This window comes from Lentiprolixibacter aurantiacus (genome assembly GCF_026241225.1).
Classification (GTDB): Bacteria; Bacteroidota; Bacteroidia; order Flavobacteriales; family Flavobacteriaceae; genus Lentiprolixibacter; species Lentiprolixibacter aurantiacus.
In genome coordinates, this window is record NZ_JAPFQP010000004.1 from 86566 (window position 1) to 110988 (window position 24423).

Genomic DNA, 24423 nt, shown 5'->3' on the forward strand with positions numbered 1-24423 from the left:
CCTTTGCTACTCTGTAGACTAAAGCAAACCGGCACCCAGAGCAACGGATAGGAAAATCAACATTATAGCCACGGTAACCTGAAGGAATTTCACGGTCACTTTTTTTAGGAGTTTCAAACCTAGATATGCACCTATGATGGCTGACAGGGTGGCACACAAAACAATTGTGATGTTGTCCGTAAGTCCGGTCTGGTCAATACGAGTAGCATAAACCCCCAGGCGAGTAAAATCCACAAAGGTGGAAACCACAACAGCAGTACCTATAAATGCCTCCTTGGACAATCCGGCTTTAATCAGAAAGGCACTTCGCAGGGCGCCCTGGTTCCCGGAAAGCCCACCAAAAAATCCACTTAGCATTCCCCCTATTGGCAATTTATCCTTTCCAAACTCAAGTCGCTGAAAATAAGGGATGAGGTCCCAGCTTGCAAAAATGAGGAGCAAGATGGAGATAATGAATTTTACTGGGTACACCACAAAAATCCTACCGAACATTTCATATTCAAACAGGGGCTTGGCATCCGGGATATGGACCAGCACCCAAGCACCCAACAGTGCAAAGATAACCGCAGGGATCCCAAATCGAAGCAACACCTCTTTATCGGCCCGCCTGCCTACCAGGAAAATTTTAAAGACGTTGTTGAAAAAGTGCACCACCCCGGTAAGGGCTATTGCAAGTTCCACCGGGAAAAACAACATAAAAACCGGGGTCAGGATAGTCCCCAAACCAAATCCTGAAAAAAAAGTGAGTATGGCAACAAGGAAAGCCACTAAGGATACAAGAAGGTATTCCATAACTTTCTGCTAAGCAGGTTTAGTTTTTGCAGGTTAAGCCCTCTGATACGCCAAATACCGGAGGATGGAAATACTGGATATCCCTGGTTGTATTGCCGCCAATACAGGGCAATAAAAAAGAGGATCAAAATATTTTGCTTAAACCTTATCTATGTTTATTTGTTTTGATCCTCAAATGTACTGTAATCCAAAAAATTATTCTGCAGTAGTGGGATCAATGACCGCTGCTACTTCATTAACCTGATTTACAGGAAAGCCTCCTCTTTGAGCGTGTTCCCTGACCATTTCCTTATTGGGTGCAATGTAGACGCAATAGACCTTGTCCCCTGTAACATAGCTCTCTAGCCACTGAATATGCGGCCCCATTTCTTCTAATACCCCACATGATGTCTGCGAGATTCCTTTTAGTTCTTCCTGTGTGAGTTGTCCCGCATTGGGGATTTCCCGTTCAATAACATACTTTGGCATGGTTGTAATTATTAGCTTCCTACTCGTATGGCTTTTCGGTTACGCCCCGGTTTTTAAAGTGGCTTCTGGACTCCACTAATTCCTTAAGCCAAAGCAGGTTAAGATAGAATAGGGCACCTATCAAGGTAAGAAAAATCTCCGCCCGATACAACTTTCATATGACCAAACTTTTAATTCTGGGTTCATATGTAAAACACTTAGTCAATTCTCCCGGCAAGTTCTTTTAGAAATAGTTTTTTTATTTTGAAAAATTTTAGTATTATTATGATATCAAATTGATATTATTATGGAAAAAGAAGTAAAAGCGAGCAGCGGCTATACCATGCTATTTGTGCTGTTGGTACTTATAGCAGCAACGATAATTGGGATCATCATGACCATGAATCCCCTATTCCTGTTGCTGATACCGGTAATATTACTCATAATGGTAGGATTTTTTATCGTAAACCCCAACAGTTCCAAAGTTTTGGTCCTTTTCGGGGCGTACAAAGGCACCGTGAAAGAAAACGGCTTTTTCTGGGCCAACCCCTTTTACCGCAAAATAAAGATTTCCCTCAGGGCCCGTAATTTTGACAGCGAGCGGGTAAAGGTGAACGACAAGATCGGAAACCCCATCCTCATCAACGTTATCCTCGTTTGGCAGGTGCAGGATACCTATAAGTCGGCCTTCGATGTCGACAACTATGTGGAGTTTGTCCGTGTTCAAACCGATGCGGCGGTCAGGAAACTGGCGGGTTCCTACCCCTATGACAATTTTGACGACGAACAAGCCGAATTGACCCTGCGCTCCGGTATGGACGAGGTCAATGAAGCCCTGGAAACCGAAATCACAGAACGACTTGCTATTGCCGGGATCAAGGTTATGGAAGCACGCATTGGTTACCTGGCCTATGCCCCCGAGATAGCCAGTGCCATGCTCAAGAGGCAGCAGGCTGTGGCTATTGTGGCTGCCCGTAAAAAAATCGTGGAAGGTGCCGTAGGTATGGTCGAAGATGCCCTTACCCAGCTCTCTGAAGACAATATCATCGACTTTGATGATGACAAGCGGGCTTCTATGGTGAGCAACCTAATGGTTGTGCTGTGTGGCGATAAAGAAGCCATCCCTGTGGTAAACGCAGGCACCCTTAATGGTTGATAGGTTTGAGTAAACGAAAGTCTTTTGTCCTTAGGATTGACCCCGCCCTTTTCAAGCAAATTGAAAAATGGGCAGAGGATGAATTCCGCAGTGTGAACGGACAACTGGAATGGATCATCAATAAAAGCCTCAAGGACCACAAAAGATTGCCTAAACAAAAAGGCAAGCAGGATAAGGCTTGATCTATACAGGCATACTGGTTTCATCCAGGCATTCACCGTGAGGTCTCCTCTACTGCAATTAATTATCCCTGCCAGGGAGTTCCAATCCCTTTTGTCGTGGTAAACAGCCCACTTGGCCTAACCACTCGGGCCTCTCGTGATAATTGGTTATTTTAGGGTCCGCTTTTGTAAAACCGTCAGAGGCCCTTGCTAAAAAAATGGTTCATATCTGGTATACTTATGCTGACCTTTTTAAGTGTCAGAACACAGATCAATGCCCCGCCCACACTGGATGCTACGGGCGACCAACTGTACTGTCCACAATCCGAGATCAACATTGTTAGCAGTTTCAATATTACAGATCCGGACGACACCCAGATAGCAGCCCTTTTTATACAGATATCACAGGGTTATGTTCCCGGACAGGATATACTCAGCCTCACTGGTTCTCATCCCAATATACAGACGAGCTGGAATGCTAACGAAGGTAAACTCACCCTTTCTGGGGTTGGCAATGCCCTGGTTTCCTATACAGACTTCATTGCAGCGGTACAGGATGTGGTATTTACCAGTAGCTCCACTACATTCACGGGTGAGAAATTCTTTTCCTTCACAATCGGAGATGCAAATTACCTTCCTTCCACAAATCATTACTATGAGTACATCCCCATGCCCGGGGTTACCTGGACCACAGCACGGGACCTGGCGGAAACCTATACCTATTTTGGCTTAAAGGGTTACCTGGCCACCATCACCTCTGCAGAAGAGGCACAATTATCTGGAGAACAAGCTGCAGGAACGGGCTGGATTGGCGGGAGCGACGCACAAACCGAAGGGGTCTGGAGGTGGATGACCGGCCCGGAAGCAGGTACCATATTCTGGAATGGTGATATGAACGGATCTCCTCCTGCAGGAGGCTATGCGAACTGGAATGAGGGGGAACCCAATGAATGCTGTGGTGGGGAAGACTACGCACATGTCACTGATCCTTCCATAGGCACACCTGGTTCCTGGAACGACCTTCCCGATACCGGTGACCTTAATCCTGCCAGTCTGTTTCACCCCCAGGGCTTTATTGTTGAATACGGGGGCACCCCCGGCGATCCCGTGCTTGATATATCAGCCAGCACCCGAATTACTATTCCTGAAATAACCAGTACTGTACAGGGAAGCAATTGTGGCCCGGGCAGTATTACCCTGGAAGCAACAGCCTCTGCAGGCGATGTGCTGTGGTTTGAAAACCAGACGGGAGGCTCCCCTATATTTACCGGTAATTCTTACAACACGCCCCCCCTGAGTATTACCACTACTTATTATACCCTGGCATCGGTTAACGGTTGCCTGACCGGAGAGCGCACTGCTGTTACCGCTACCATACAACCCATACCCAGCATTATAACGGTTAGCCCTGCAATCATTTGCGAGGAAGGCACAGGGAGCTTGTCTGCTACTGCCAACCAGGGAACTATCAGCTGGTACGATGCCCCAACAGGAGGAAACCTGTTGGGCACCGGAAACAACTTTACAACGCCCTACCTTACCACAACCACCACTTTTTATGCGGAAGCATCCCTCAACGGTTGTGCAAACCCGGTGCGTGAAGGCGTTAACACCACGGTGGTCAATGTGGCAGCCCCCACGGGCAATGCTTCACAGACCTTTTGCGACCTGGAAGTTGCTCTGGTTTCCGATTTAGCGGCAAATGGGGCGAGTATCCAATGGTATAACACCCCTTTCGGGGGCAGTCCGCTAAACAGTTCAGAATTATTGGTTTCCGGGTTTTATTACGGCAGTCAGACCCTGAATGGCTGCGAGAGCCCTGCCCGGCTGCAGGTAGGTGTAACCGTATACGAAACCGTGGATGTCCCCGTCCCTTCCGAAATCCCGACCCTGGCCTTATGCGATACGGATAGCGATGGGGACGACACCAACGGCTTTACGACTTTTGACCTGACCGTATATGAAAACCAGATCCTGAACGTCGCCAATGCGGCCGACTTCAACATTGAATATTACCGCGATGCAAGCTATAGCAGCCTTATTGCCAATCCCAATGCCTATGTCAATGGGGTAAGCGGTGGGGAACAGGTTTATGTACGGGTAAGCAACCAGCTCAACCCGGGCTGTTTTACCGATACGGAATTCACCCTGGAAGTACAGGCCCTGCCCGTGATCCAAAGCACTGCACTACTCCTGAATTGCGATGAGGACGGCACCCCGGATGGTTTTACCGATTTCAACCTTACCGAAGTAAACGATTTCCTCTCCAACGGAAATTCGGCAGCCTTCGATTTCAGTTATTACCTGAGCCAGGCAGATGCCGAACAGGCTGTTAATGCCGTAGCTCCCCTCCCATTCAATAATTCCCTGGCGTCCACGGTTTATATCCGTGTGGCCAATCCCAATAGCTGCTACAGGGTGGCCCAGGTAGGCCTGCAGGTATCCACCACCTCCTTCCCGGCCGGCTACCTGGAGGAATTGGCCTTTTGTGATGACGATGACAGGGCAGATGGTTTCCGGGAGTTCGACCTTTCCCAGGTTTCCCAGCAATTCCTGGACCAGTTCCCGGGCGGACAGGACCTGAGCGTACAGTATTACCGAAACCTGGAGGATGCCCAACTGGAGCAGAATGAGATACAGGACCAGGTTGTATATACCAACGAAACTGCATTTTCCCAGACCCTCTATGTGAGGGTGGAAAGCATTATCAATGGGGATTGTTTCGGGATAGGGCCGCACCTGCTGTTAACCGTATATCCCAGGCCGCAGTTTGAGGTGGACCAGTCGGATATCTTCTGCCTGAACGGCAGCCCCATAACCCTGTTTACCTTTGATCCGCAAGGGCAGTACGACTATGTCTGGACGGATGCCCAGGGCACCGTGGTGAGTACGGATCCGTTTGCAGAAGTAAGCCAGGCAGGCACCTACACCGTAGAGGCCATTTCCGCAACTAACTGTATCTCCTTCCCCTACTCCTTCACAGTGGTAGAATCGGCACTGGCAGATATCGGCATGGACGATGTTAGCATAACCGACTTTTCCAACAATAACAGCATCAGCATAGACCCGACGAACCTGGGTATAGGCGATTATGAATTTGCCCTGGATGATGAAGCCGGCCCCTTCCAGGATGAACCCTTCTTCGGAGACGTAGATGCCGGCGCCCATGTGATCTATGTGCGGGACAAAAAAGGCTGTGGGATCGCCTCCCTGGAGGTCTTTGTGCTGGGCTTCCCCAAATTCTTCACCCCCAACGGGGATGGGATCAACGATACCTGGAACCTGCAGGGCTGGAACGATACCTTTAGCTCTGCTTCCTACATACATATCTTTGACCGCTACGGCACCTTTTTAGCACAGGTATCCCCGGCAGATCAGGGATGGGAAGGTACATTTAAGGGTAAGCGGTTACCGGCTTCGGATTACTGGTTCCTGGCGCGCCTGGTAGACCAGCAGGGTGAAGAAAGGATACTGAAAGGGCATTTCAGCTTGTTGCGATAGGCGCTTATTTCCTGAAATACATCCATGCAAACACCACCACACCGGCAAGGAAAAGCAGGAGCCCACCAATCAGGAAGTTTTTCCGGCTTTGCTTTTCGGATTCCGTAAGCGGCCGTATCCTGCCCTGCGCCTTGTACTTGTTTTCAATGGCCTGTCCGATAGGCAGTCCAAAACCTACCCCAATAGCAGGGCCAACCCCGATAAAGGCAAAATTCTGCAAAGCAGCACTCAGGGCTACACCCAGCCCGGTGAAAATAGCTATGCCAATACCCATCCACATGCCTACAAAATGGCCTTCGGGATATTGTTTGTCGTTGTTCGTATGTTGTTCCATCTGTATGGTTTTAATCAGGGTTTGGGAAGCTTCTGCTTCTGCCCCATGGCGAAGTATAAGAAAACGCCAATGATGCCTAGAAAGATGACCACCAATACCCAGATGAGCTTGTCATTCCCTTCAAATTTATTGCCCAGGATATCGACCAGGGCTACCAGGGTAAGGACCAGGGCAAACAGGGCAAGGATCAATACAAAGAAAATCACTGCGGAGCTTAAGGCAAGGGGTAGTAGCATAGTTTTTCGCTGTTGGTTGTTGGTTGATGGATTAGTTCGATTCCATTTGCAGGATTCGGGAGGTTCCGGGTTTCAGACCGTGCTTTTCCAGTGCTGCCTTTAGCAGTGCCACTGACGGCGGTTCCAGCAGGTAGGTATTCACCTTTAGCTTTTTGCTATCACTTTCCAGGATATATTCCCCGGCAAAAAATTTGAAACGGGTAACAGTGTTGAGGTCGATATGCTTATTCCTGGGATCGTTCAGTTTGAGCAGTCCGTTTTCCAGGGTTAAATAACCGTAGCGCTTTTGGTAAAGGTAGGTGCCCAGATACAGCACCGCCACCAACAAGAAGCCATAATCTATCCAATAGGATATCGAATTTGTATTATCCTCTATGAAGACCTTAAGTATAAATACAGTCAACCAAATCAACCCAAAGATGAGGTTAGCCCTTAAATAACTTTTCTTAAATACAAATACCATAATTTCCGTGACTCCTGAAGGTTTCGTGGCAGCATCGCAACCTTCTCGCATGTGATTAAAATTCTTTCAGTCCGAAGGCTTATTAATGAGCTACTGAGTTATAATAGCATCGACCCCTGCACGAATTAAATACATAACTAAATTAACTAATTGTTTTAATAGATTCAAGGATTCTCCTTAACATCCTTTTAAGAACTTCACCCTGCCTTTTAGGGTATCTTTAGAGCTCTAACTAACGCACCTTTATATATGAGGAAATTACTACTTCCACTGATGCTTTTTGCATCCCTTTCTTTTTTTGCACAAGACTTTACGATGGACCTGGTTCAGGACCTGAAACCCCGGAACATAGGCCCCGGCGGTATGAGTGGCCGGGTAACTACAATTGATGTGGTCCACCAAAACCCGGACGTTATGTATGTGGGTACGGCTTCCGGCGGACTCTGGAAATCCACTTCCGGAGGCATCAAATGGGACCCAATATTTGATAATGAATCCACCGGGTCCATAGGTGCTGTAGCCATACAGCAATCCAACCCCTCAGTGATCTGGGTAGGTACGGGCGAAGGAAATCCCCGAAATTCCCTCAACGGAGGATACGGAGTGTACCGCTCCCTGGATGGCGGCAAAAACTGGCAGCTCATGGGCCTTGAAAAAACCCGTCATATCCACCGCATTATTATAGATCCCACAGACCCCAACACGGTCTACGTAGGAGCAATAGGATCCCCCTGGGGGGAACACCCGGAACGGGGTGTATTTAAAACCATAGATGGCGGACAGACCTGGCAGAAGATCCTTTTTGTAAACAACAAAACCGGGGTGGCTGATCTGGTCATGGACCCCACCAACCCTAACAAACTCATCGCAGCCATGTGGGAACACAAGCGCGATCCCTGGTTCTTTGAGTCAGGAGGTCCCGGAAGTGGCCTTTATATGACCCATGATGGTGGTAAGAACTGGAAGAAACTTACGGAGGAAGATGGCCTGCCCAAAGGCGAGCTGGGGCGTATTGGCCTCTCCATTGCACACAACAAACCCAATGTGGTCTATGCCCTGGTAGAAGCCAAGAAAAATGCGCTTTACAAAAGTGTGGACGGGGGTTTTAAATGGAAAAAGATCAACGACAAGAACGATATTGGCAACCGACCCTTCTACTATTCGGACATACACGTAGACCCCGAGAACGAAAACCGGGTATACTCAGTCTTTACCTATGTGAATGTGTCCGAAGACGGGGGAAAGAATTTCAGCCAGCTGATGCCGGCCTACGGGGTGAGCAACGGGGTGCACCCGGACCACCATGCATGGTGGATCCACCCGGATAACGGTCAGTTTATGATCGATGGAAATGATGGTGGCATGAACATCACCAGGGATGGTGGCAAGACCTGGCGTTTTATAGGCAACCTGCCCGTGGCCCAGTTTTACCATATCAGTGTGGACAATGAATTTCCCTACAATGTTTACGGGGGCATGCAGGACAACGGTTCCTGGAGGGGTCCTGCCTACGTTTGGCGCGACCAGGGAATTCGCAACAGCTACTGGCAGGAAATTGCCTTTGGTGATGGATTTGATGTGGTTCCGGACCTTGACGATTCCCGCTACGGCTATGCCATGAGCCAGCAGGGCTTTGTGAGCCGATACGACTGGCAGACCGGGAACAACTATTCGGTTCGCCCTACTCCACCAGATGCCGAGACCCGGCTGCGTTTTAACTGGAATGCCGGGATCGGTCAGGACCCCTTCAACAACAGTACCGTTTATTTCGGAAGCCAGTTTGTACACAAGAGCACTGATAAAGGCCTGACCTGGAAAGTGATCTCCCCGGACCTGACCACCAACGACCCGGAAAAACAAAAACAAAGTGAAAGTGGTGGCCTTACTATGGACGCCACCGGGGCGGAAAACCACTGTACCATACTGGTCATTGAGCCTTCCCCGGTTGAAAAGGACATGCTTTGGGTAGGGACCGACGACGGTCGGGTGCATTTTACCCGGAATGGCGGGAACACCTGGACAGAGGTTACCAAAAATATAAAGGGGCTGCCCAGGGGCAGCTGGATCCCACAGATCAAAGCTTCCCAACGCAACAAGGGTGAGGCCTTGCTGATCGCCAATGATTACCGCAGGTACAATTACACACCCTACGCCTACCGCACAAGGGATTATGGCAAAACCTGGGAACGCCTGGTAGATGAAGGAGATGTGAAGAGTTATACTCTTTCCATAGTGGAGGATAAAGAAAACCCCAACCTGATGTTTCTTGGCACGGACGATGGTCTGTACATCTCTCTTGATGCAGGAAGCAACTGGCAGAAATGGACGGAAGGATTCCCAACCGTATCCACAAAGGACCTGGTCATCCACCCGAGGGAACAGGATCTGGTGATAGGCACCTTTGGCCGCGCTGCCTGGGTATTGGACGATATACGTCCGCTAAGGGCACTAGCCAGAGATAAAAGTCTATTGAACCAGGAGATCAGCCTCTTTCCAAGTCCGGATGCTTACCTGGCTGCCTACCAGCAGCCTACGGGAAGCCGTTTCGGCGGCGATGCCCTGTACAATGGGGAAAACCGCAGAGGGGGAGCCATGATCACCTATTACCTTAGGGAGGGGAAAAAAGATCGCAAGCCCCTACCCAAAAAAGATGAAAAGGAAGAAAAAGAATCAGAAGAAAATGATGAAGCAGGGAAGAAAAAAATGACGAAGGACTCCGTTATTTTCAAGATCTATGATAAAGATAGACTGATCCGCACCCTGAAATACAAGACTCCGGATAAAAAAGGCTTCCACAGGGTGTACTGGGGAATGGATGAAAAAGGGCCGGATCGTCCTTCACGGACCATCCGTAAACGAAACAGGGAACCTGGGGGCGCAACGGTTAAACCCGGGACATACAAGGTGGTGGTTGAATATGGAGAAAATACAGATGAAACCTCTGTTACCGTCAAAACAGACCCAAGGTTGAATGTTTCACAATCAAGCATCAACGAAGTGTATGAAACCACCAAAAAGCTTGAGGCGCATATGCAGACCGCTGCAGATGCTGTACGCCAACTGGTGGAAAGCAAGAAAATTGCCAGCAAGTACGAGAAGGAACTCAAGGAGTTGGACAAGGAAAAATATAAAACACAGATCAAAGCATCGAAGGATATCGTGAAGGGCATTGATTCAGTGATCGCGCTATATCTGGGCAAGGTAGACAAGCGCCAGGGTATTACAAGGAGCCCTGAGGTAACAGTTATGCAGCGCATATCCAATGCCTACCGCTATGTGGCAAGCCGAAAGACAGGGATTACCACTACGGAAGAGCGGCTGATTCAGTTTGCAAAGAACGATCTGAAAGCAGCCCTTCAACAAACCAACACCTTCTTCTCCGACCGCTGGAAGGCCTACCAGGAGGAAATGGAGCAACTTGAATTAACTCCTTTTAAGAAAACCGAAACCTTTACGCTGGAATAAGCGTCTTATAACCTATATCATCAACAATTAAAAACAAACATCAATGAAAAAAAGCATCTTACTCCTGGGGATCGTCCTGATCTGGAGTTGCCAGGAGAAAAAAGAGCCCTCCATTGCGGACACGCTCAAAAGCTACACCATCGAGCAGATGATGGACAACGAGAACGTGGGAGGGGGAAGTTTTTCCCCGGATAAGTCCAAATTACTGGTTTCCAGTAACCGCTCCGGGATCTACAATATGTACACGGTTCCCACCAGCGGAGGGGAATTTATGCCGGTAACGGAATCAGACAGTTCTTCGGTTTTTGCCATCTCTTATTTCCCTGAAGACCAACGCATGCTTTTCCGTATGGACAACAACGGGGATGAGATCTACCACATCTACCTTCGGGATGAGGACGGGAGCCAGCAGGACCTGACCCCCTATGAAGGAGCCCGTGCCCTTTTCTATGGGTGGGCTAAGGACAACAAGCATTTCTATTTTGCATCCAATAAAAGGGACCCGCAGTTCAACGACCTTTACAAAATGGATGTGGAAACCTTTACCCCGACCATGCTCTATGAGAATACGGAGGGGTATAATATAGAGGGCATTTCCTGGGACGAGCAGTATGTGGCCCTGAGCAAGTCCATAAACACCAACGACAGCGACCTCTACCTGTACAGCCGTGCAGGTGATGCGCTAATCAAAGTAAATGAAAACCAGAGTGCAAACAGAATGCAGGATTTTTCCCTGGACAATTCGGCCTTTTACTATACCACGGATGACGGTGCAGAATTTGCATACCTGATGAAGTACAACCTGGCCGATGGCAGCAGGGAAAAGATGATGGAACGCGATTGGGACATTTCGGGAAGCTATTTCACCGAGAATGGAAAATACCAGGTGACCTACATCAATGAAGACGCCAGGAACGTGATTGAGGTCAAAGATGTGGCCAGTGGCGAGAATATTGCCTTGCCGGAGATCGAAAATGCCAGCATCACTTCCGTTGGGTTTTCACGGGATGAAAGCATGATGCGCTTCTATGCAGGAGGCTCGCACACTCCTTCCAATCTGTATGTTTACAACCTGGAAAGCAAGGAACTTAACAAGATATCCGATGTATTGAACCCGGAGATCACCCCGGAGCACCTGGTAACAGCGGAGGTGGTCCGCTACCCATCCTTTGACGGACTGGAGATCCCGGCCATCTATTACAAGCCCCACCAGGCCTCGGAAGACAACAAAGTCCCGGCACTGGTCTGGGTACATGGCGGACCCGGCGGGCAAAGCCGGCAGGGGTTCAACTCCCTGATCCAGTACCTGGTGAACCATGGGTATGCCGTACTAGCGGTGAACAACCGTGGAAGCAGCGGTTATGGCAAGACCTTTTACCAGATGGACGACCTGAACCATGGTGACAAAGACCTGAGGGATTGTGTTGAAGGCAAGAACTGGCTCGCCCAGCAACCAGATATCGATCCGGACAAGATCGGGATCATCGGGGGCTCTTACGGGGGCTATATGACCATGGCAGCCCTGACCTATACGCCTGAAGAATTTGCAGTGGGGGTTAACCTGTTTGGGGTAACCAACTGGATCCGTACCCTCAAAAGCATCCCGCCATGGTGGGCTTCTTTCAAAGATGCCCTCTACAAGGAACTGGGAGACCCCTACAGTGCGGATTCCGTACGTCTGAGGGCTATTTCGCCCCTTTTCCATACGGACAAGGTGACGAAGCCACTGATCGTTCTGCAAGGAGCTCAGGACCCGCGTGTGCTGCAGGTAGAATCCGACGAGATCGTAGCGGGGGTGCGGGCAAATGGAGTGCCTGTGGAATACGTGCTGTTTGAAGACGAGGGACACGGATTTGTTAAGAAGGAGAATCAAATAGAGGCGTACAGCAAGGTGCTGGAATTCCTGGAGGTCTACCTCAAGCAGGACCCGGGAAAACCCATTGAGGATGGGCAGTCCACCGACCTGGACACCAGCAAATAATATTGTAGATTACAATTCCAAAAAGGCTCCCGGAATGGGGGCCTTTTTAGCTTTACTTTGATTAACTTGCTTAGTAAAACAGAACATAAATGAGATGAGGAAAATTTGGATATTGTTTGCGCTTATTGCCGTTACAGGAATGAATGCCCAGCAAACAGGGGAAGATACCTGGGGAAGTTGGTTTCAGTATTTTGGAATGAACAGGATTTCGGACAAATGGAGCATACACTCCGAAGCCCAGTTCCGCTACTATGAGACTAGCAGCAATTTTAACCAGATGCTGTTGCGTACCGGGGCCAATTACCATATTTCGGACAATGCCATTGCCACGCTCGGATATGCATATATAGACACCGATCCTTCCTTCGGGGAATTGAACACCATCAATGAGATCAGCGAGCACCGTATATTCCAGCAGTTCCTGTTGTACAACAAGGTCTGGGAATTCAAGATCGAGCACCGCTACCGGCTGGAACAGCGCTTTATAGATTTTGGAGAAATACGAGGCGAAGAAACCCAGCACAGGGCCAGATACCGCCTGCAAGTTACTCTACCTTTAACAGATACCTTTTTCCTGAATTTTTACGACGAGGTTTTTGTTAACTTCCAGAATAACCTGTTCGATCAGAACAGGGCCTATGCGGCCTTTGGGGTGCATCTTACGGAAAACAGCAGTGTTCAGATAGGTTATTTAAAAAATCATTTCAGCAACACCAGCTTTGATCGCCTTCAGTTTGCAGTATTCTACAATCCTGATCTGAGGGGCTTGTTCAAGAAGTAACCTCACCCGGCACAAAATATGGTGGGCTTTTGCAATCTGAAAGGATTGTAAATGTCAGGATTAACTTCCGGTCACGACCACTATTTCAAATCCGAAGAACATGAAGAGACAGAAAATATTTTTCAAGAACGTTGAAGGTCAGGAACTCGTTGGTCACCTGGAACTGCCGGCAGACCAGCACCCCCATAATTTTGCCCTCTTTGCCCACTGTTTTACCTGCAACAAGAACCTGTCTGCGGTCAGGAATATCAGTAAAGCCCTTACCCAAAAAGGGTTTGGGGTACTTCGGTTTGATTTTACCGGACTGGGTGAAAGCGACGGTGACTTTGCTGAAACCAATTTTTCCGGGAATGTGGAAGACCTGATAGCTGCCGCAGATTACCTTAAGGAACAGCACCAGGCTCCCGCTTTGCTGGTGGGACATTCGCTGGGGGGTGCCGCCGCTATATTCGCCGGTGCCCGGCTGGACAGCATACAGGCCATAGCCACTATCGGGGCCCCATCGAATCCTCAGCATGTGACCCACCTGCTGCAGGGAAATATTGAGGAAATACGCCAATCAGGCAGGGCCATAGTGAACCTGGGAGGAAGGCCCTTTACTATTAAGAAGCAATTCCTTGATGATCTGGAAGCCCATACCCTGCCAAAGGTGGCAAGAAACCTCGGCAAAGCCCTCCTGATCCTCCACTCGCCACAGGATACCACGGTTGGGGTGAAAAATGCAGAGGAGATATACCACGCGGCCAGGCATCCCAAGAGCTTCGTAAGCCTGGACGGGGCAGACCACCTGCTAAGCAGCTCAAAAGATTCCCATTATACCGGAAGGGTAATTGCAGAATGGGCCAGCAGGTATGTAGGCATACCGGAAACACCTGTACTGAAGAGCACGCATCAGGTGGTAGCCAGCCTTGATAATGATTCCGGATTTACTACTGATATGAAGATAGGGAACCATTATTTCACGGCAGATGAACCGGTGGATTTCGGAGGAAATGATTTTGGCCCCTCCCCTTACGAATTCGTTTCTGCAGGTTTGTCGGCCTGCACCGTAATGACCCTGCAAATGTATGCCAGGAGAAAAGGCTGGGACCTGCAGAATGTTGAGGTTCATACCTCCTACAGCAAAACCCACGCAGAAGATTGCGCAAATTGTGATTCGGATCGTGCGAAAATAGACACCTTCCACCGGGAAATCCGACTTAGTGGAGAACTGGATGAAAAACAAAAACAGCGTCTGCTGGAAATTGCAGACCGATGTCCTGTGCATCGCACCCTGCATAGCGAAACTCAGGTAATTACTGAACTCCTGAGCTAACAAACCACTTGTTTTTTGATTTAATACGAAAGTATTTTAAGACTGCTTTCTATGTAAAATCAGCGGTGCTTTTAAAGGCCGGGGTTGACAACCCATTTTGAATCCCCTATCTTTGGGAAATAACCTAAAGAAATATGATGAAGAAGATAAGTTTTTTAATAGTTGCTCTTTGCTGTGTAGCCTTCTATAATTGCAAGGATGCCAAGAAAGGTGAGAAAGACGCTAAGGCTGAAAGCGAAGCAATGGTGGAGAAAGCGGTGGAAACTGACGAAGTTAAGACCATTACCTTTACCATGGAACCGAAAAGTGACAGTAATGTGGCCGGTACCGTAACCTTTACCGAAGAAGATGGTATGGTTAAAATGGTTGCTGTGCTAAGTGGCCTTACCGAAGGTGAGCACGCCATTCACATTCACGAGAAAGCCGACTGTTCATCGGCTGATGGAAAATCGAGCGGGGGGCATTGGAACCCTACCCGGGAGCCGCATGGTGCATGGGGTGCAGAAGAAGGGTACCACAGGGGTGATATCGGTAACTTTACAGCCGATGCAGAAGGAAATGCCACAGTTGAGTTCTCAACAGATTTATGGTGCCTTGGATGCGCTGATGAAACCAAAAACATCCTCGGCAAAGCAGTTATTGTGCATCAGGGGAAAGACGACTTTGTTTCCCAACCCAGCGGTGCTGCCGGAGCTCGCGTGAGCTGTACCGGAATCATAGAATGACCGCATAAAACCACGTAGAAACAACAAAGGCCGCAGATTGCGGCCTTTTTTTTGGGCATTTTCAAACTATTCAAAAAACTGCTTCGCATCGAAGCATGGTTTCATATAGAGCACTAAAAAAATTAAGTAGCTGTACTCCTATCTTTCCAGTGGTTTTTTAAGAGAATGATGGGCTTTCACGATCTTGTAAACAAGAAATGACATGATACCCAGCCAAACAAAAAATATTAAGTATTCCATAATAGGCAGATTTGGGTTAGCTATTACTTTGAGTTGAGCCAGAAAATCAACCTTTAGACCAATAGACTCAAAGGCAACTTCCTGTAGTTCAACGTTAAAAATATACGTTTCATCCGGCTTATCCTATAGAATTGTTAAAATTTCGATGAATGGTAAGGCCATAACTAAGGAAAATATGCGAAACACATGTTTTGAGAAACAAGAAATGTTATTTTTAATGTCGATCCCCTTTACCCTTGAAATACATATTGCCAGGATGGTATAGTATGTAAAACAGAAGGAAGAGAGGTCACTAAAAAGTAACGGTATGAACCCATCGGCATCCGGATGGATCAAAAAGTTTGGATACGAAGTTAAGGCCCATGTGGATACCTATGAGGACTTCCGCGATCTTTACGGAGGCATGAAAAAGACCGGGTTTGTTTACGGCCTCAACGTAAAGGTACCCCGTTTTATAAGACCTTCCCATACCTTGTCCGAAGACGAGAAAGCCAAGATCAACCTGATAACAGCCCTTTTCTTCACATTCAAAAGTGAAACAGGGGAAACCGATTATCAGGCCTTTCTGGAAAGCATTTTCAGCTTTTACAAGGACCTGGAGATCTTCAGCATGTCTTTCCTGAATAAACTGCTAACAGGTAGCAAAACCGCATCGCAGCTAGAACGCCTTATGGATTCCCGTGTGTTCCTGGAAGACAATGTGATCTCCAAGACCTTCAATAGTGTTATAACCAATTCCCTGCTGTTTATTGATGTACTCACCTACAAGGAGTACCTGAACGGGCGGGAAAAGATCCGCAAACACGCTAAAAATTTGGAGCATATCCTGATCAACCTGGTGTTTCACGCGCTGAGTTCCAAGGAACGCAATAAAAAAGACGACAGGCTGGCGCAACTTTTCGAATCATCTTTGACTTTTATTGATAGCGATAAGGAAAAATTTGACGGCCGATACCGTGAGAAGTTGGCTAAATATGCCTCTAAATGGGAAAATCGGTACTTTTTGGATGTAGCCTGTATTACCGTTTGGGAAGACAAGGTGCTGGAATTGCACGAATCGGAATTCATATTTGGGATTGGCATGGATCTGGGTTTTGAACGAAAACAGATTGCAAGAAGCCTGGAAGAAGTAACTTCTTTTTTTGAAAAAAATGCTCCAATTATCTCCTTTTTGAAATCGAACAACCTGGCCGTCCAGTTTTACGACAGCATGTCCAAGGTGGTCAATAAGCTTATCATGAGGAACAGTAAACGGCTCCAAAAAGAACTTGCAGACAGCAAGGAACTGGTAAGCTTACTCTCGAAATCTACCGTGAAAGACCTGAGCGCTGAGGAGAAGAAAAAGGTGCAAAACCAGCTGCTCGATATTTTCAAAAGCATACCTTCACTTGCAATTTTCATGCTTCCGGGAGGCGCGGTTTTATTGCCGATTTTTATTAAATTGATTCCGAAACTACTCCCGTCCGCATTCGACGATAACCGCGTAGAAAAACACTCTTAATTTAGCCTAAATTCCCGCCATAAGAAAAATCTATTGTAAGGGTTAATATATTGTTAATCAGATTAATTAATATTATTACTCTAACCACAACTTGAAGTCTCTTACCCGTTCCCTGCTTACGATGATTTCCTGCTCATTAAATCGATTTAACTTCACTTTCAGCCGTGAATTGGTGTAGGCAACAATGTCGTGGATATGGCGAATATTGACATAGAATTTTCGGCTGACCCGGAAGAAGGATTCCGGGGCCAGCTCCTCCTCCAGATTTTCCAAAGTAGTGTCTAACAAATAATTTCTGCCATCGCTGGTGAAAGCATAAGTGCCTTTGTTCTCACTGTAGAAACATTCAATATCTTCTGCATTGAGAATTTTTATATGCTGCCCAACTTTGGCTGTGAAGCGTTTTTTGTATTCCCGTTCCAGAGGATTGGTCAACAGTTTCCGTATATCTTCAAAATCCAGGTTGACGGTTTGCTCCCTGTGGTTTAGATTTTGGTATTGCTTCATTGCCGCAGCCAGCTCTTCATCATCAATGGGCTTGAGCAGGTAGTCAATACTGTTTAGTTTAAAAGCCTGCAATGCATATTCATCATAAGCCGTGGTAAATATAATGGCACTTTCTACACTTACCGCATCAAAGATTTCGAACGAAAGACCATCTGAAAGCTGTATGTCCAGGAAAATCAGGTCCGGATGGGAGTTGTTTTGAAACCATTCAATGGACTCCTCAACAGAATGGAGCAGGGTTGATACTTCTACCCCGAGCTCCGAGAGTAACCTGGCAAGCCTCCTTGCAGCGGGTTTCTCATCTTCAATAATTATGACTTGCATAGTGGTTTTTGGTTGGTAGCTGGTTGGTGGTTATTCGTTATTGGTTGTTCGCTTTTGGTATAGGCCTTGAAAATAGGCATTAGTATGTATTTACTGTTCTTCCCTGAGGATTTTTTGTATTTGCCGTTCTTCCCATTTACGGAGAAAAGTAGAGCGGTATTTAAATGCTGCCAATCCCTGTATGACCAGTACCAGCGCCCAAATCCCAAGCCCTGCCAGTATGTTGTACTCAATCCACATAAGGGTTTTACCTTCAAACACTTCCCAGATAAGGATAAAAGGTTCGACCTTAAAGAGGTATAGCACTGCCAGAATCACGAAAACCGATAAAAAGGCACGCACATTATTAAAAAAGTCCTTAATGGCCTGAACGCGCTTTCTGGCTTGGTCAAACCTTATTCGATATTGCTGATCTCTTTCCATTATTTGTATTTATTAGCTTCCTGCTTGTCCTTTTCGATATACTTCTGAATCATCCTTTCTTCCCACTTCTTGCCTAAGAAGGTCCTGGCCTGGAAGGTATGCAGGGCATGAAACGCCAAACCTACACCCCAGAAGAACGGGGTAACAAAAGTTGGAAATGACCAGAATTCGTTCTCATTTCCAAAATTTTGCATGGCTATGTTGACCATAATGAAAGTATTTATAACCAGATATACCGTCAAATGAATATAAAACCCCTTGATCTCGTCTACCCGCTTTTTAGCGCGTTTTAGTTTTTCTTCCTGTTCAAACCTTGATTTTTCTTCCATTATCCCTGTATTATTCCCATCTCCTGGGAGACTGTTCATCTTCCTTCATAAATTCCTTGATCTTGCGCTGTTCCCAGTCCTTTCCAAAGAAGGGATTAAGGTTAAAGGTCCGAAGTGCGTGGAATATAAGACCTATCCCCCACCCGAATGCGGCCCAAAGGAACCACATATATGACCAGCCATTTATCCAGTAATTCAGTATAGCCAAACCTGTTATGACAACTATATAGGAGGTAAGGTTGCCGTAAAACTTCTTCAGCTCTTCTACCCGCTCCCTGGCGCGTATGTATTTGCTTTCTTTGTTGAATTCTTCCATGATCTTTTAAATTGACAGGTTGTTTTATAAGTGATTAAAATCCGTCTTCCGTCATAAATTCCTTGATCTTGCATTCTTCCCAGTTTTTCCCAAGGAGGGGATTATAGCCGTAGGCACACATCCCGTTGAGGATTACGCCAAGTCCCCATCCCACAGCCGGAAAGATAACCCAGGGAAATGACGTAGTAATATAGTTGAGCCAGGCCAGCAGGGGCATGATAATTATGTAGGCAATTAGGTTGCCATAAAATCCTTTGATTTCTTCAACACGCTTTTTAGCGCGTAAGTAACTGTTCTCCATGTTAATATTTTCCATCTTTTATTATTTAATAATTACAGTACAAATCTCGGTACTGTAGATCGGGTTCCTAAATATAGATTCCCCAACTGTAGTTTTTAATGACTGAATTGTTGTTTGAATAAAACCATGGCTAAAAATCATCGCGTTCCATTAACTCGCGAAGCTTTTTTTCCTCCCAACGCTTGCCCCACAAGGGGTTATACCCAAAGGCCTCCATGCCGTGAATAAGCAAGCCAAAACCCCAGCCCACAGCAGGAAAGACCACCCAGGGCCAGCTTGTAGTGACATAATTGAGGTAGGCAAGGCCAGGAATAACCATGCAATAAGCGACTAGGTTGCCGTAAAAGGATTTTATCGCTTCCACACGTTCTTTAGCCTTCTGATAGCGCTTGTCTTCTATATAAACTTCCTGTCTCGTTACTTCAGATTTCTGCCGGGTTAGCATGGGAATACTGACCTGGAATGCATCTATTGACTTATCAATCACCACCTGTCTATCTGTAAGTATCTGATAGCGTTGCTGTATATTTCTGAGGCCTACCCCACTGCTTCTCTTTACGACGGATTTCTCCTGCAGATTATTGTGGATAACCAGATATCCATCTTCCTCAAAGACTTTAATATGCAGGGGCTTGGACCCCGTGACCACATTGTGTTTTACTGCATTTTCCAAAAGCAATTGCAACGATAAGGGAACAATTTTGGCCTCCGGGTTGCTGGCCTCTTCAGGAATATCAAAAACGATACTGTCTTCAAAACGCATTTTGAGCAGGCGAACATAGGTCCTTGCAAATTGCAACTCTTCATTTACGGTTACCAGATCCTTGTTCTTTTGTTCAAGCACATATCGGTAGACCTTGGATAAGGATGTTGTGAATTTTTGGGCCTGAGCAGAATCTTCCTCAATTAAACTGGTGAGCACGTTAAGGCTGTTAAACAGGAAATGGGGATCCAATTGGTTTTTCAGGGCATCGAAGCGCGCAGATGCCGTTCCCGCAATTATCTTCTGTTCTTTGATCTGCTTATCCCTGGAAAGTTTGTAAAAATGGACTGCGTGAAAAAAAACGGTTACTACAAGTGTAATTAGCAGAGCAACGTAATAATGAACAATCCGTTCTTCGGAAACAAACTCCTCCCAGGACTCACCCCCAACATACATTTCGAGGAACATACGGATGACAAGAATTCCCAGCATGGTGAAAACTACTGCCCCCAAAGCCCCTATGAGCAAGCGATAGCGAGCGTATTTTTTCCACTTGACTTTATCATTCAGGTAATCGAACCAGCTCACATTGATAAAAGTGAGTACGATGGAATAGAGCATATAGTTGCCAACCTGCTCAAGGATCTCGTTGTAGTTTCCCAGATTCTGATTTCCCGCAAGGACCTGTATGCCAATAAAGACAAAGGACATAACAAAGCCAATTAAAAATCCGACGAGCAATATTTTAATGATCTTTCTGTACATGTTGAATATGTTTCAAAAAGGGCCAACCAATGGATAAAACCTGAGATTTCCACTGGGACGGCCGGTAAATAAAATTAGTAAACTTCCGGTGAAGCTGGCATTTAGCTATGATAAATCCTGTCATAAAAATAGGAGTACAAGGCAATAGCAAACAATAATAAGAGGGATTATAAATTGCATTATTCTTCATTTTTTAGCAAAGGTGCGCCTTCAATTAAATTATGCACAACATGGATTACTGAACTGTCAATTGCCCTTACCGAACTGTAGATGAGCATCCCGTTAGTGCTGCCAATTCAAGCCAACCTTCAAAATTGGCTATCTTTGATCACATTTTTCCACTATGTATATCCCACTGCAATACCGCAATGAAAACCTGGAAGAGGTAAAGGATTTTCTCAGAGACAACGCCTTTGCCATCCTGGTGAGCCAGGTAGATAACAGGCCGTGGGCCACTCACCTGCCCCTGGAGTTGGAAACTACTCCCAAAGGAAAGCAAGTGCTTACCGGCCATATGGCCAGACGCAATCCTCAATGGAAACATTTCCAACCAGATACTCAGGTGCTGGCCATTTTTAACGGGCCTCATGCCTACATTTCGTCCTCCTGGTATCAGGATGAAGAAGTCCCAACATGGAACTATGTTGCCGTTCATATATATGGTACGCTCAGGATATTGAAGGAGGAAGAAGTAATGGCTTCCCTGCATCGGCTGGTAGATAAATATGAGGCCCAATCCAAACACCCTGTTTCCCTGAGTGAAATGTCTGATCAAACCCTGAGACAGGTTAATGGTGTAGTGGGTTTCCAGATCGATATTGAAGAGGTTCAGGCTGCCTTCAAATTATCGCAGGGAAGGGAGAAAGACCATGAGCGAATCATAGAAGAATTGTGCAAAAGGAACCGGGGAGGGGACTCCGGGATTATTAAGCATATGGATAAAGATCAGCCCTGAAAAGCTTACAGGGTGTGCAGTCTGGCCATCAGCTGTTCTTTGTAAGACTTACTGATCGGAATAGTTTTGCGAGCGATTTCCAGATGACCTTCGGCCACTACATCCAGTTTGGCCAAATTGACCATAAAGGACCTGTGAACCCTTACAAATTTTGAGGTATCTAATTCCCCTTCAATAGTTTTCAGGGTACAAACTACAAGATACTCCCCGGAATTGGTTGCCAATTTGCAATAATTGCGGTCGGCTTCTATATACAATATCTGATCCAGGAGCAATTTGATCATCTTACCGTTATGCCGGATAAACACCCGGTCGTTCATCACCGCCACTTCCCCGCTTTGCGGCTTCGGGCCATCCGTTTCCGTTCGAATTTCCTCCGCAACCAGCGCCACAGTGCGCTGCAGGTCCAGTTTATTAAAGGGTTTGGATATGAATGCCCTGGGACGGGTTTCTTTAGCTCGATTGAATGTGGCCTCATCGTTGTTAGCCGTAAGGTATATAACAGGTATGTCCTGGTGTTCATGGATTCTCCTGGCTGTTTCAACTCCATCCAAAGCTCCTCTGAGATTGATATCCATTAAAACCATATCCGGTGGATTGAGCTGGGCGTGCAAAACAGCCTCTTCACCTCTTGATTCTATGCCTGTAATTTCATAGTTAAGCTGGCTTAATTGGAGCGACAGGTTGGCCGCGATGATCATATCATCTTCTACAATCAATATGCGTTTTTGTTTCTCCATATCAGGCAGCCTGGTTTAGCTGGAATTCAAAACTAACCGATGTGCCGCGCTCTACTGAAAGTTCCATTTTTCCATCCAGTTGATCGGTGAGCAGTGCAATGAGCTGGGTACCAAAACCAGTACCTCGCATATTGGTTATGTCTTTCCCTATGCCATCATCGGATACCTTCAGGAATAACTGTTTTCCCTGTTGGGTAAGGGCAACCTGTACCAACCCTTTCTGGCCAGCCGGATAGGCGTATTTGAGTGCATTGGTTAGCAGTTCATTTACGATAAGCCCAATGGGTACTGCATAGTCCACATCCAGTTCAAGGGCCGGCATATTGCATTGCAGCACTACCTCACCTTCCTTGCCAAAGGTGTGGATAATATAATTGCCCAGGTTCTCAAAATAGTCCCTCATCTCTATCTTGGAAAGGCTTTTCCCCTGGTATAATTTCTGGTGGATCATACTCATGCTGTGGATGCGCTGTTCGCTTTTTTGCATGGCATCGGCTATTTTACTATCCTGCAATTGGGCCGATTGCAGGGCCAGCAAGCTCGAAACAATCTCCAGGTTGTTCTTAACCCGATGGTGAATTTCCTTAAGGAGGTACTCTTTTTCCCGGTTTTGCTGTTCCAGCAGTTCCTTTTTCCGGCTATTGCTCTGTAGGGTGGTATAGAGAAGAACCAGAACCACCACCAGCATTGCCGTTATAACAATAATAAAGGTCTGGGTAGCACGCTGTCTCTGAATCTTGGATTCCTGCTCCAGTATGGTGCTGTCTTTCTCAGCCGAGTCGAACTGATACTCCAACTGGCTTATTCGTTGATCCGACTGTGCGTTGAACACCGTGTTTTTAAGCGCGTCGTATTTTTCAAAGGCCAGATAAGCTTCCTTATAATTATGACTTCCGGCATAGGCCTTCCCGAGGTTTTCATAAGCCTGACTCAGGAAAAAGGCATCACCGAATTCTGGAGTTGCGATTCGGATACTGTTTTCGAGGCTTTCAATAGCAGATAAAAACTTGCCCTGCAAGTACTGTAGTTTTCCCAGGGAGAGCCAGGAACGCATCAGCATAAAATTATTATCGAGCAATTCTGCATATTTTATGGCATTCTCAGCTGCCATACTTGCCTCTTCATATTGATTTTGGAGGGCTAGTAGCTCTACCATGGAGATATAAGCATCCGAAAGGTTATTGTAAAATCCGTATCGCTCACCAATAGCAATGGCATGGTCGAAATTTTTTCTCGCTTCCTGATATTGGTTTAGTGCGAGGTACTGATTGCCCACCACATATAGTGTGAAATCGTAATCCAGGTTATTCAGGCCGGATTTTTCAAAGAGGTCTATAGCCCTGAGGCCGTAATCCAGTCCTTTCTCGTACTTCTCCTGTTTCCAGAATAAATTGCTAAGATCGCTGTATGCCACAGCAATCCCATAACTATCCTGATTGCTTTCAGCGATTTTCAGGGCCTCCATCGCATAATCGGCCGCATCGTCCAATGCCCCCTGTCTTTCGTAAACATAGCCCATTTGGGTTAGCAAAAATGGGAGTTCCTCTGGCCCCAGCCTGGATCTTGCCTTTTTTAGCACAAACAAGGCCGAATCCAGTTTTTCCATCCGCAACAGTATCGCACCCAGGGTTGATTGAAAACGGCCCAGGGCAAGCGTATCGCCCAGGTCTTCCGCCATTTGAATGCCGCTAAGGGCCAATTCCTCCGAGCGATTGAGGTTTCTGGTATGCCAGTAATAGGCAAGGTCATTGAGGATTACCATTTTAACCTGATCTGAGTCCACCCTTTCCAAACCCAGTTCCAGAGAATCCAGATAGGAAACACCGAAATTATCGGTGTCTACAAAAACCTTATTATATGGGTTATTCTTGCCGGGATCTATTATTTGGGCATAAACAGGTATAGATACCCAAAGGAGGTGGGCTATAAGAAAGGCCGTGGTTAGGGCACCGTTTTTCATTT

23 protein-coding genes are annotated in these 24423 nt (G+C 46.7%); 10 read left to right on the top strand and 13 right to left on the bottom strand.

Annotation, left to right across the window (positions count from 1 at the left end):
- Positions 1-18: 18 nt before the first annotated feature.
- Together OO016_RS11680 and OO016_RS11685 are read right to left on the bottom strand one after the other, a co-directional pair.
- Positions 19-792: a sulfite exporter TauE/SafE family protein gene (locus OO016_RS11680; protein WP_266014122.1), complete on the bottom strand. Its 774-nt coding sequence runs from the start codon at positions 790-792 to the stop codon at positions 19-21.
- Positions 793-987: 195 nt separating this feature from the next.
- The gene (locus OO016_RS11685; protein ID WP_266014124.1) at positions 988-1260 is read right to left on the bottom strand and encodes a DUF4242 domain-containing protein; all 273 of its coding nucleotides are present in this window, start codon (positions 1258-1260) and stop codon (positions 988-990) included.
- Positions 1261-1546: 286 nt separating this feature from the next.
- On the opposite strand from OO016_RS11685, the gene OO016_RS11690 reads away from it, so the two are divergent.
- From OO016_RS11690 to OO016_RS11700, 3 genes are all read left to right on the top strand, one after another.
- The gene (locus OO016_RS11690) at positions 1547-2395 is read left to right on the top strand and encodes an SPFH domain-containing protein (protein ID WP_304608111.1); all 849 of its coding nucleotides are present in this window, start codon (positions 1547-1549) and stop codon (positions 2393-2395) included.
- Positions 2396-2400: 5 nt separating this feature from the next.
- Entirely contained in the window at positions 2401-2577 is a 177-nt protein-coding gene (locus tag OO016_RS11695; protein WP_266014127.1) for a type II toxin-antitoxin system antitoxin, read from the top strand.
- A 219-nt stretch (positions 2578-2796) separates the two neighbouring features.
- Positions 2797-6057, top strand: a complete 3261-nt coding sequence (locus OO016_RS11700) for an FIDD domain-containing protein (RefSeq protein ID WP_266014130.1) — start codon at positions 2797-2799, stop codon at positions 6055-6057.
- 4 nt (positions 6058-6061) lie between these two features.
- On the opposite strand, the gene OO016_RS11705 is transcribed toward OO016_RS11700, so the two are convergent.
- From OO016_RS11705 to OO016_RS11715, 3 genes are read right to left on the bottom strand one after another with little or no spacing between them, the layout of a single operon-like run.
- On the bottom strand, positions 6062-6391 hold the full coding sequence (locus tag OO016_RS11705) for a hypothetical protein (protein ID WP_266014133.1): 330 nt from the start codon (positions 6389-6391) through the stop codon (positions 6062-6064).
- 14 nt (positions 6392-6405) lie between these two features.
- On the bottom strand, positions 6406-6627 hold the full coding sequence (locus OO016_RS11710) for a PLDc N-terminal domain-containing protein (protein ID WP_266014136.1): 222 nt from the start codon (positions 6625-6627) through the stop codon (positions 6406-6408).
- Between the two features lie 31 nt (positions 6628-6658).
- Entirely contained in the window at positions 6659-7141 is a 483-nt protein-coding gene (locus OO016_RS11715; RefSeq protein ID WP_266014139.1) for a YesL family protein, read from the bottom strand.
- 198 nt (positions 7142-7339) lie between these two features.
- On the opposite strand from OO016_RS11715, the gene OO016_RS11720 reads away from it, so the two are divergent.
- From OO016_RS11720 to OO016_RS11745, 6 genes are all read left to right on the top strand, one after another.
- Positions 7340-10555, top strand: coding sequence for a WD40/YVTN/BNR-like repeat-containing protein (locus OO016_RS11720; RefSeq protein WP_266014143.1), 3216 nt, complete (start codon positions 7340-7342; stop codon positions 10553-10555).
- A 43-nt stretch (positions 10556-10598) separates the two neighbouring features.
- Positions 10599-12536, top strand: coding sequence for a S9 family peptidase (locus OO016_RS11725; protein ID WP_266014146.1), 1938 nt, complete (start codon positions 10599-10601; stop codon positions 12534-12536).
- 94 nt (positions 12537-12630) lie between these two features.
- The gene (locus tag OO016_RS11730) at positions 12631-13317 is read left to right on the top strand and encodes a DUF2490 domain-containing protein (protein WP_266014149.1); all 687 of its coding nucleotides are present in this window, start codon (positions 12631-12633) and stop codon (positions 13315-13317) included.
- A 100-nt stretch (positions 13318-13417) separates the two neighbouring features.
- The gene (locus tag OO016_RS11735; RefSeq protein WP_266014152.1) at positions 13418-14632 is read left to right on the top strand and encodes a bifunctional alpha/beta hydrolase/OsmC family protein; all 1215 of its coding nucleotides are present in this window, start codon (positions 13418-13420) and stop codon (positions 14630-14632) included.
- A gap of 137 nt (positions 14633-14769) precedes the next feature.
- Complete coding sequence (locus OO016_RS11740; RefSeq protein WP_266015495.1) at positions 14770-15357, top strand: superoxide dismutase family protein; 588 nt, start codon at positions 14770-14772, stop codon at positions 15355-15357.
- 547 nt (positions 15358-15904) lie between these two features.
- Positions 15905-17098: an LETM1-related biofilm-associated protein gene (locus OO016_RS11745; RefSeq protein ID WP_266014155.1), complete on the top strand. Its 1194-nt coding sequence runs from the start codon at positions 15905-15907 to the stop codon at positions 17096-17098.
- Positions 17099-17173: 75 nt separating this feature from the next.
- Here OO016_RS11745 and OO016_RS11750 read toward each other — a convergent pair whose 3' ends face one another.
- The 6 genes from OO016_RS11750 to OO016_RS11775 form a co-directional block, all read right to left on the bottom strand.
- A complete protein-coding gene (locus OO016_RS11750; protein WP_266014158.1) occupies positions 17174-17929 on the bottom strand; it encodes a LytR/AlgR family response regulator transcription factor in 756 nt (251 codons plus the stop codon).
- 90 nt (positions 17930-18019) lie between these two features.
- Positions 18020-18352 (bottom strand): 2TM domain-containing protein, encoded by a 333-nt coding sequence (locus OO016_RS11755; protein WP_266014160.1) that lies wholly within the window; start codon positions 18350-18352, stop codon positions 18020-18022.
- Positions 18352-18720, bottom strand: a complete 369-nt coding sequence (locus OO016_RS11760; protein WP_266014161.1) for a 2TM domain-containing protein — start codon at positions 18718-18720, stop codon at positions 18352-18354. The genes OO016_RS11755 and OO016_RS11760 overlap by 1 nt, the downstream gene beginning before the upstream one ends.
- A complete protein-coding gene (locus OO016_RS11765) occupies positions 18692-18997 on the bottom strand; it encodes a 2TM domain-containing protein (RefSeq protein WP_266014163.1) in 306 nt (101 codons plus the stop codon). The genes OO016_RS11760 and OO016_RS11765 overlap by 29 nt, the downstream gene beginning before the upstream one ends.
- Before the next feature lie 34 nt (positions 18998-19031).
- Positions 19032-19313, bottom strand: coding sequence for a 2TM domain-containing protein (locus tag OO016_RS11770; RefSeq protein ID WP_266014165.1), 282 nt, complete (start codon positions 19311-19313; stop codon positions 19032-19034).
- 115 nt (positions 19314-19428) lie between these two features.
- The gene (locus tag OO016_RS11775) at positions 19429-20766 is read right to left on the bottom strand and encodes a 2TM domain-containing protein (RefSeq protein ID WP_266014167.1); all 1338 of its coding nucleotides are present in this window, start codon (positions 20764-20766) and stop codon (positions 19429-19431) included.
- Positions 20767-21109: 343 nt separating this feature from the next.
- Between OO016_RS11775 and OO016_RS11780 the strand changes: the two genes are divergently transcribed.
- A complete protein-coding gene (locus OO016_RS11780; protein ID WP_266014169.1) occupies positions 21110-21721 on the top strand; it encodes an FMN-binding negative transcriptional regulator in 612 nt (203 codons plus the stop codon).
- Between the two features lie 5 nt (positions 21722-21726).
- On the opposite strand, the gene OO016_RS11785 is transcribed toward OO016_RS11780, so the two are convergent.
- Both OO016_RS11785 and OO016_RS11790 read right to left on the bottom strand, forming a co-directional pair.
- The gene (locus tag OO016_RS11785; protein WP_266014171.1) at positions 21727-22461 is read right to left on the bottom strand and encodes a LytR/AlgR family response regulator transcription factor; all 735 of its coding nucleotides are present in this window, start codon (positions 22459-22461) and stop codon (positions 21727-21729) included.
- A gap of 1 nt (position 22462) precedes the next feature.
- Positions 22463-24421: a histidine kinase dimerization/phosphoacceptor domain -containing protein gene (locus tag OO016_RS11790; protein WP_266014173.1), complete on the bottom strand. Its 1959-nt coding sequence runs from the start codon at positions 24419-24421 to the stop codon at positions 22463-22465.
- Positions 24422-24423 lie beyond the last annotated feature (2 nt).

Bases quoted from the DNA above. Each gene is read 5' to 3' on its own strand.
- OO016_RS11680 (WP_266014122.1), bottom strand. From the start codon at position 792: ATGGAATACCTTCTTGTATCCTTAGTGGCTTTCCTTGTTGCCATACTC.
- OO016_RS11685 (WP_266014124.1), bottom strand. From the start codon at position 1,260: ATGCCAAAGTATGTTATTGAACGGGAAATCCCCAATGCGGGACAACTC.
- OO016_RS11690 (WP_304608111.1), top strand. From the start codon at position 1,547: ATGGAAAAAGAAGTAAAAGCGAGCAGCGGCTATACCATGCTATTTGTG.
- OO016_RS11700 (WP_266014130.1), top strand. From the start codon at position 2,797: ATGCTGACCTTTTTAAGTGTCAGAACACAGATCAATGCCCCGCCCACA.
- OO016_RS11705 (WP_266014133.1), bottom strand. From the start codon at position 6,391: ATGGAACAACATACGAACAACGACAAACAATATCCCGAAGGCCATTTT.
- OO016_RS11710 (WP_266014136.1), bottom strand. From the start codon at position 6,627: ATGCTACTACCCCTTGCCTTAAGCTCCGCAGTGATTTTCTTTGTATTG.
- OO016_RS11715 (WP_266014139.1), bottom strand. From the start codon at position 7,141: ATGCGAGAAGGTTGCGATGCTGCCACGAAACCTTCAGGAGTCACGGAA.
- OO016_RS11720 (WP_266014143.1), top strand. From the start codon at position 7,340: ATGAGGAAATTACTACTTCCACTGATGCTTTTTGCATCCCTTTCTTTT.
- OO016_RS11725 (WP_266014146.1), top strand. From the start codon at position 10,599: ATGAAAAAAAGCATCTTACTCCTGGGGATCGTCCTGATCTGGAGTTGC.
- OO016_RS11730 (WP_266014149.1), top strand. From the start codon at position 12,631: ATGAGGAAAATTTGGATATTGTTTGCGCTTATTGCCGTTACAGGAATG.
- OO016_RS11735 (WP_266014152.1), top strand. From the start codon at position 13,418: ATGAAGAGACAGAAAATATTTTTCAAGAACGTTGAAGGTCAGGAACTC.
- OO016_RS11740 (WP_266015495.1), top strand. From the start codon at position 14,770: ATGAAGAAGATAAGTTTTTTAATAGTTGCTCTTTGCTGTGTAGCCTTC.
- OO016_RS11745 (WP_266014155.1), top strand. From the start codon at position 15,905: ATGAACCCATCGGCATCCGGATGGATCAAAAAGTTTGGATACGAAGTT.
- OO016_RS11750 (WP_266014158.1), bottom strand. From the start codon at position 17,929: ATGCAAGTCATAATTATTGAAGATGAGAAACCCGCTGCAAGGAGGCTT.
- OO016_RS11755 (WP_266014160.1), bottom strand. From the start codon at position 18,352: ATGGAAAGAGATCAGCAATATCGAATAAGGTTTGACCAAGCCAGAAAG.
- OO016_RS11760 (WP_266014161.1), bottom strand. From the start codon at position 18,720: ATGAACAGTCTCCCAGGAGATGGGAATAATACAGGGATAATGGAAGAA.
- OO016_RS11765 (WP_266014163.1), bottom strand. From the start codon at position 18,997: ATGGAAGAATTCAACAAAGAAAGCAAATACATACGCGCCAGGGAGCGG.
- OO016_RS11770 (WP_266014165.1), bottom strand. From the start codon at position 19,313: ATGGAAAATATTAACATGGAGAACAGTTACTTACGCGCTAAAAAGCGT.
- OO016_RS11775 (WP_266014167.1), bottom strand. From the start codon at position 20,766: ATGTACAGAAAGATCATTAAAATATTGCTCGTCGGATTTTTAATTGGC.
- OO016_RS11780 (WP_266014169.1), top strand. From the start codon at position 21,110: ATGTATATCCCACTGCAATACCGCAATGAAAACCTGGAAGAGGTAAAG.
- OO016_RS11785 (WP_266014171.1), bottom strand. From the start codon at position 22,461: ATGGAGAAACAAAAACGCATATTGATTGTAGAAGATGATATGATCATC.
- OO016_RS11790 (WP_266014173.1), bottom strand. From the start codon at position 24,421: ATGAAAAACGGTGCCCTAACCACGGCCTTTCTTATAGCCCACCTCCTT.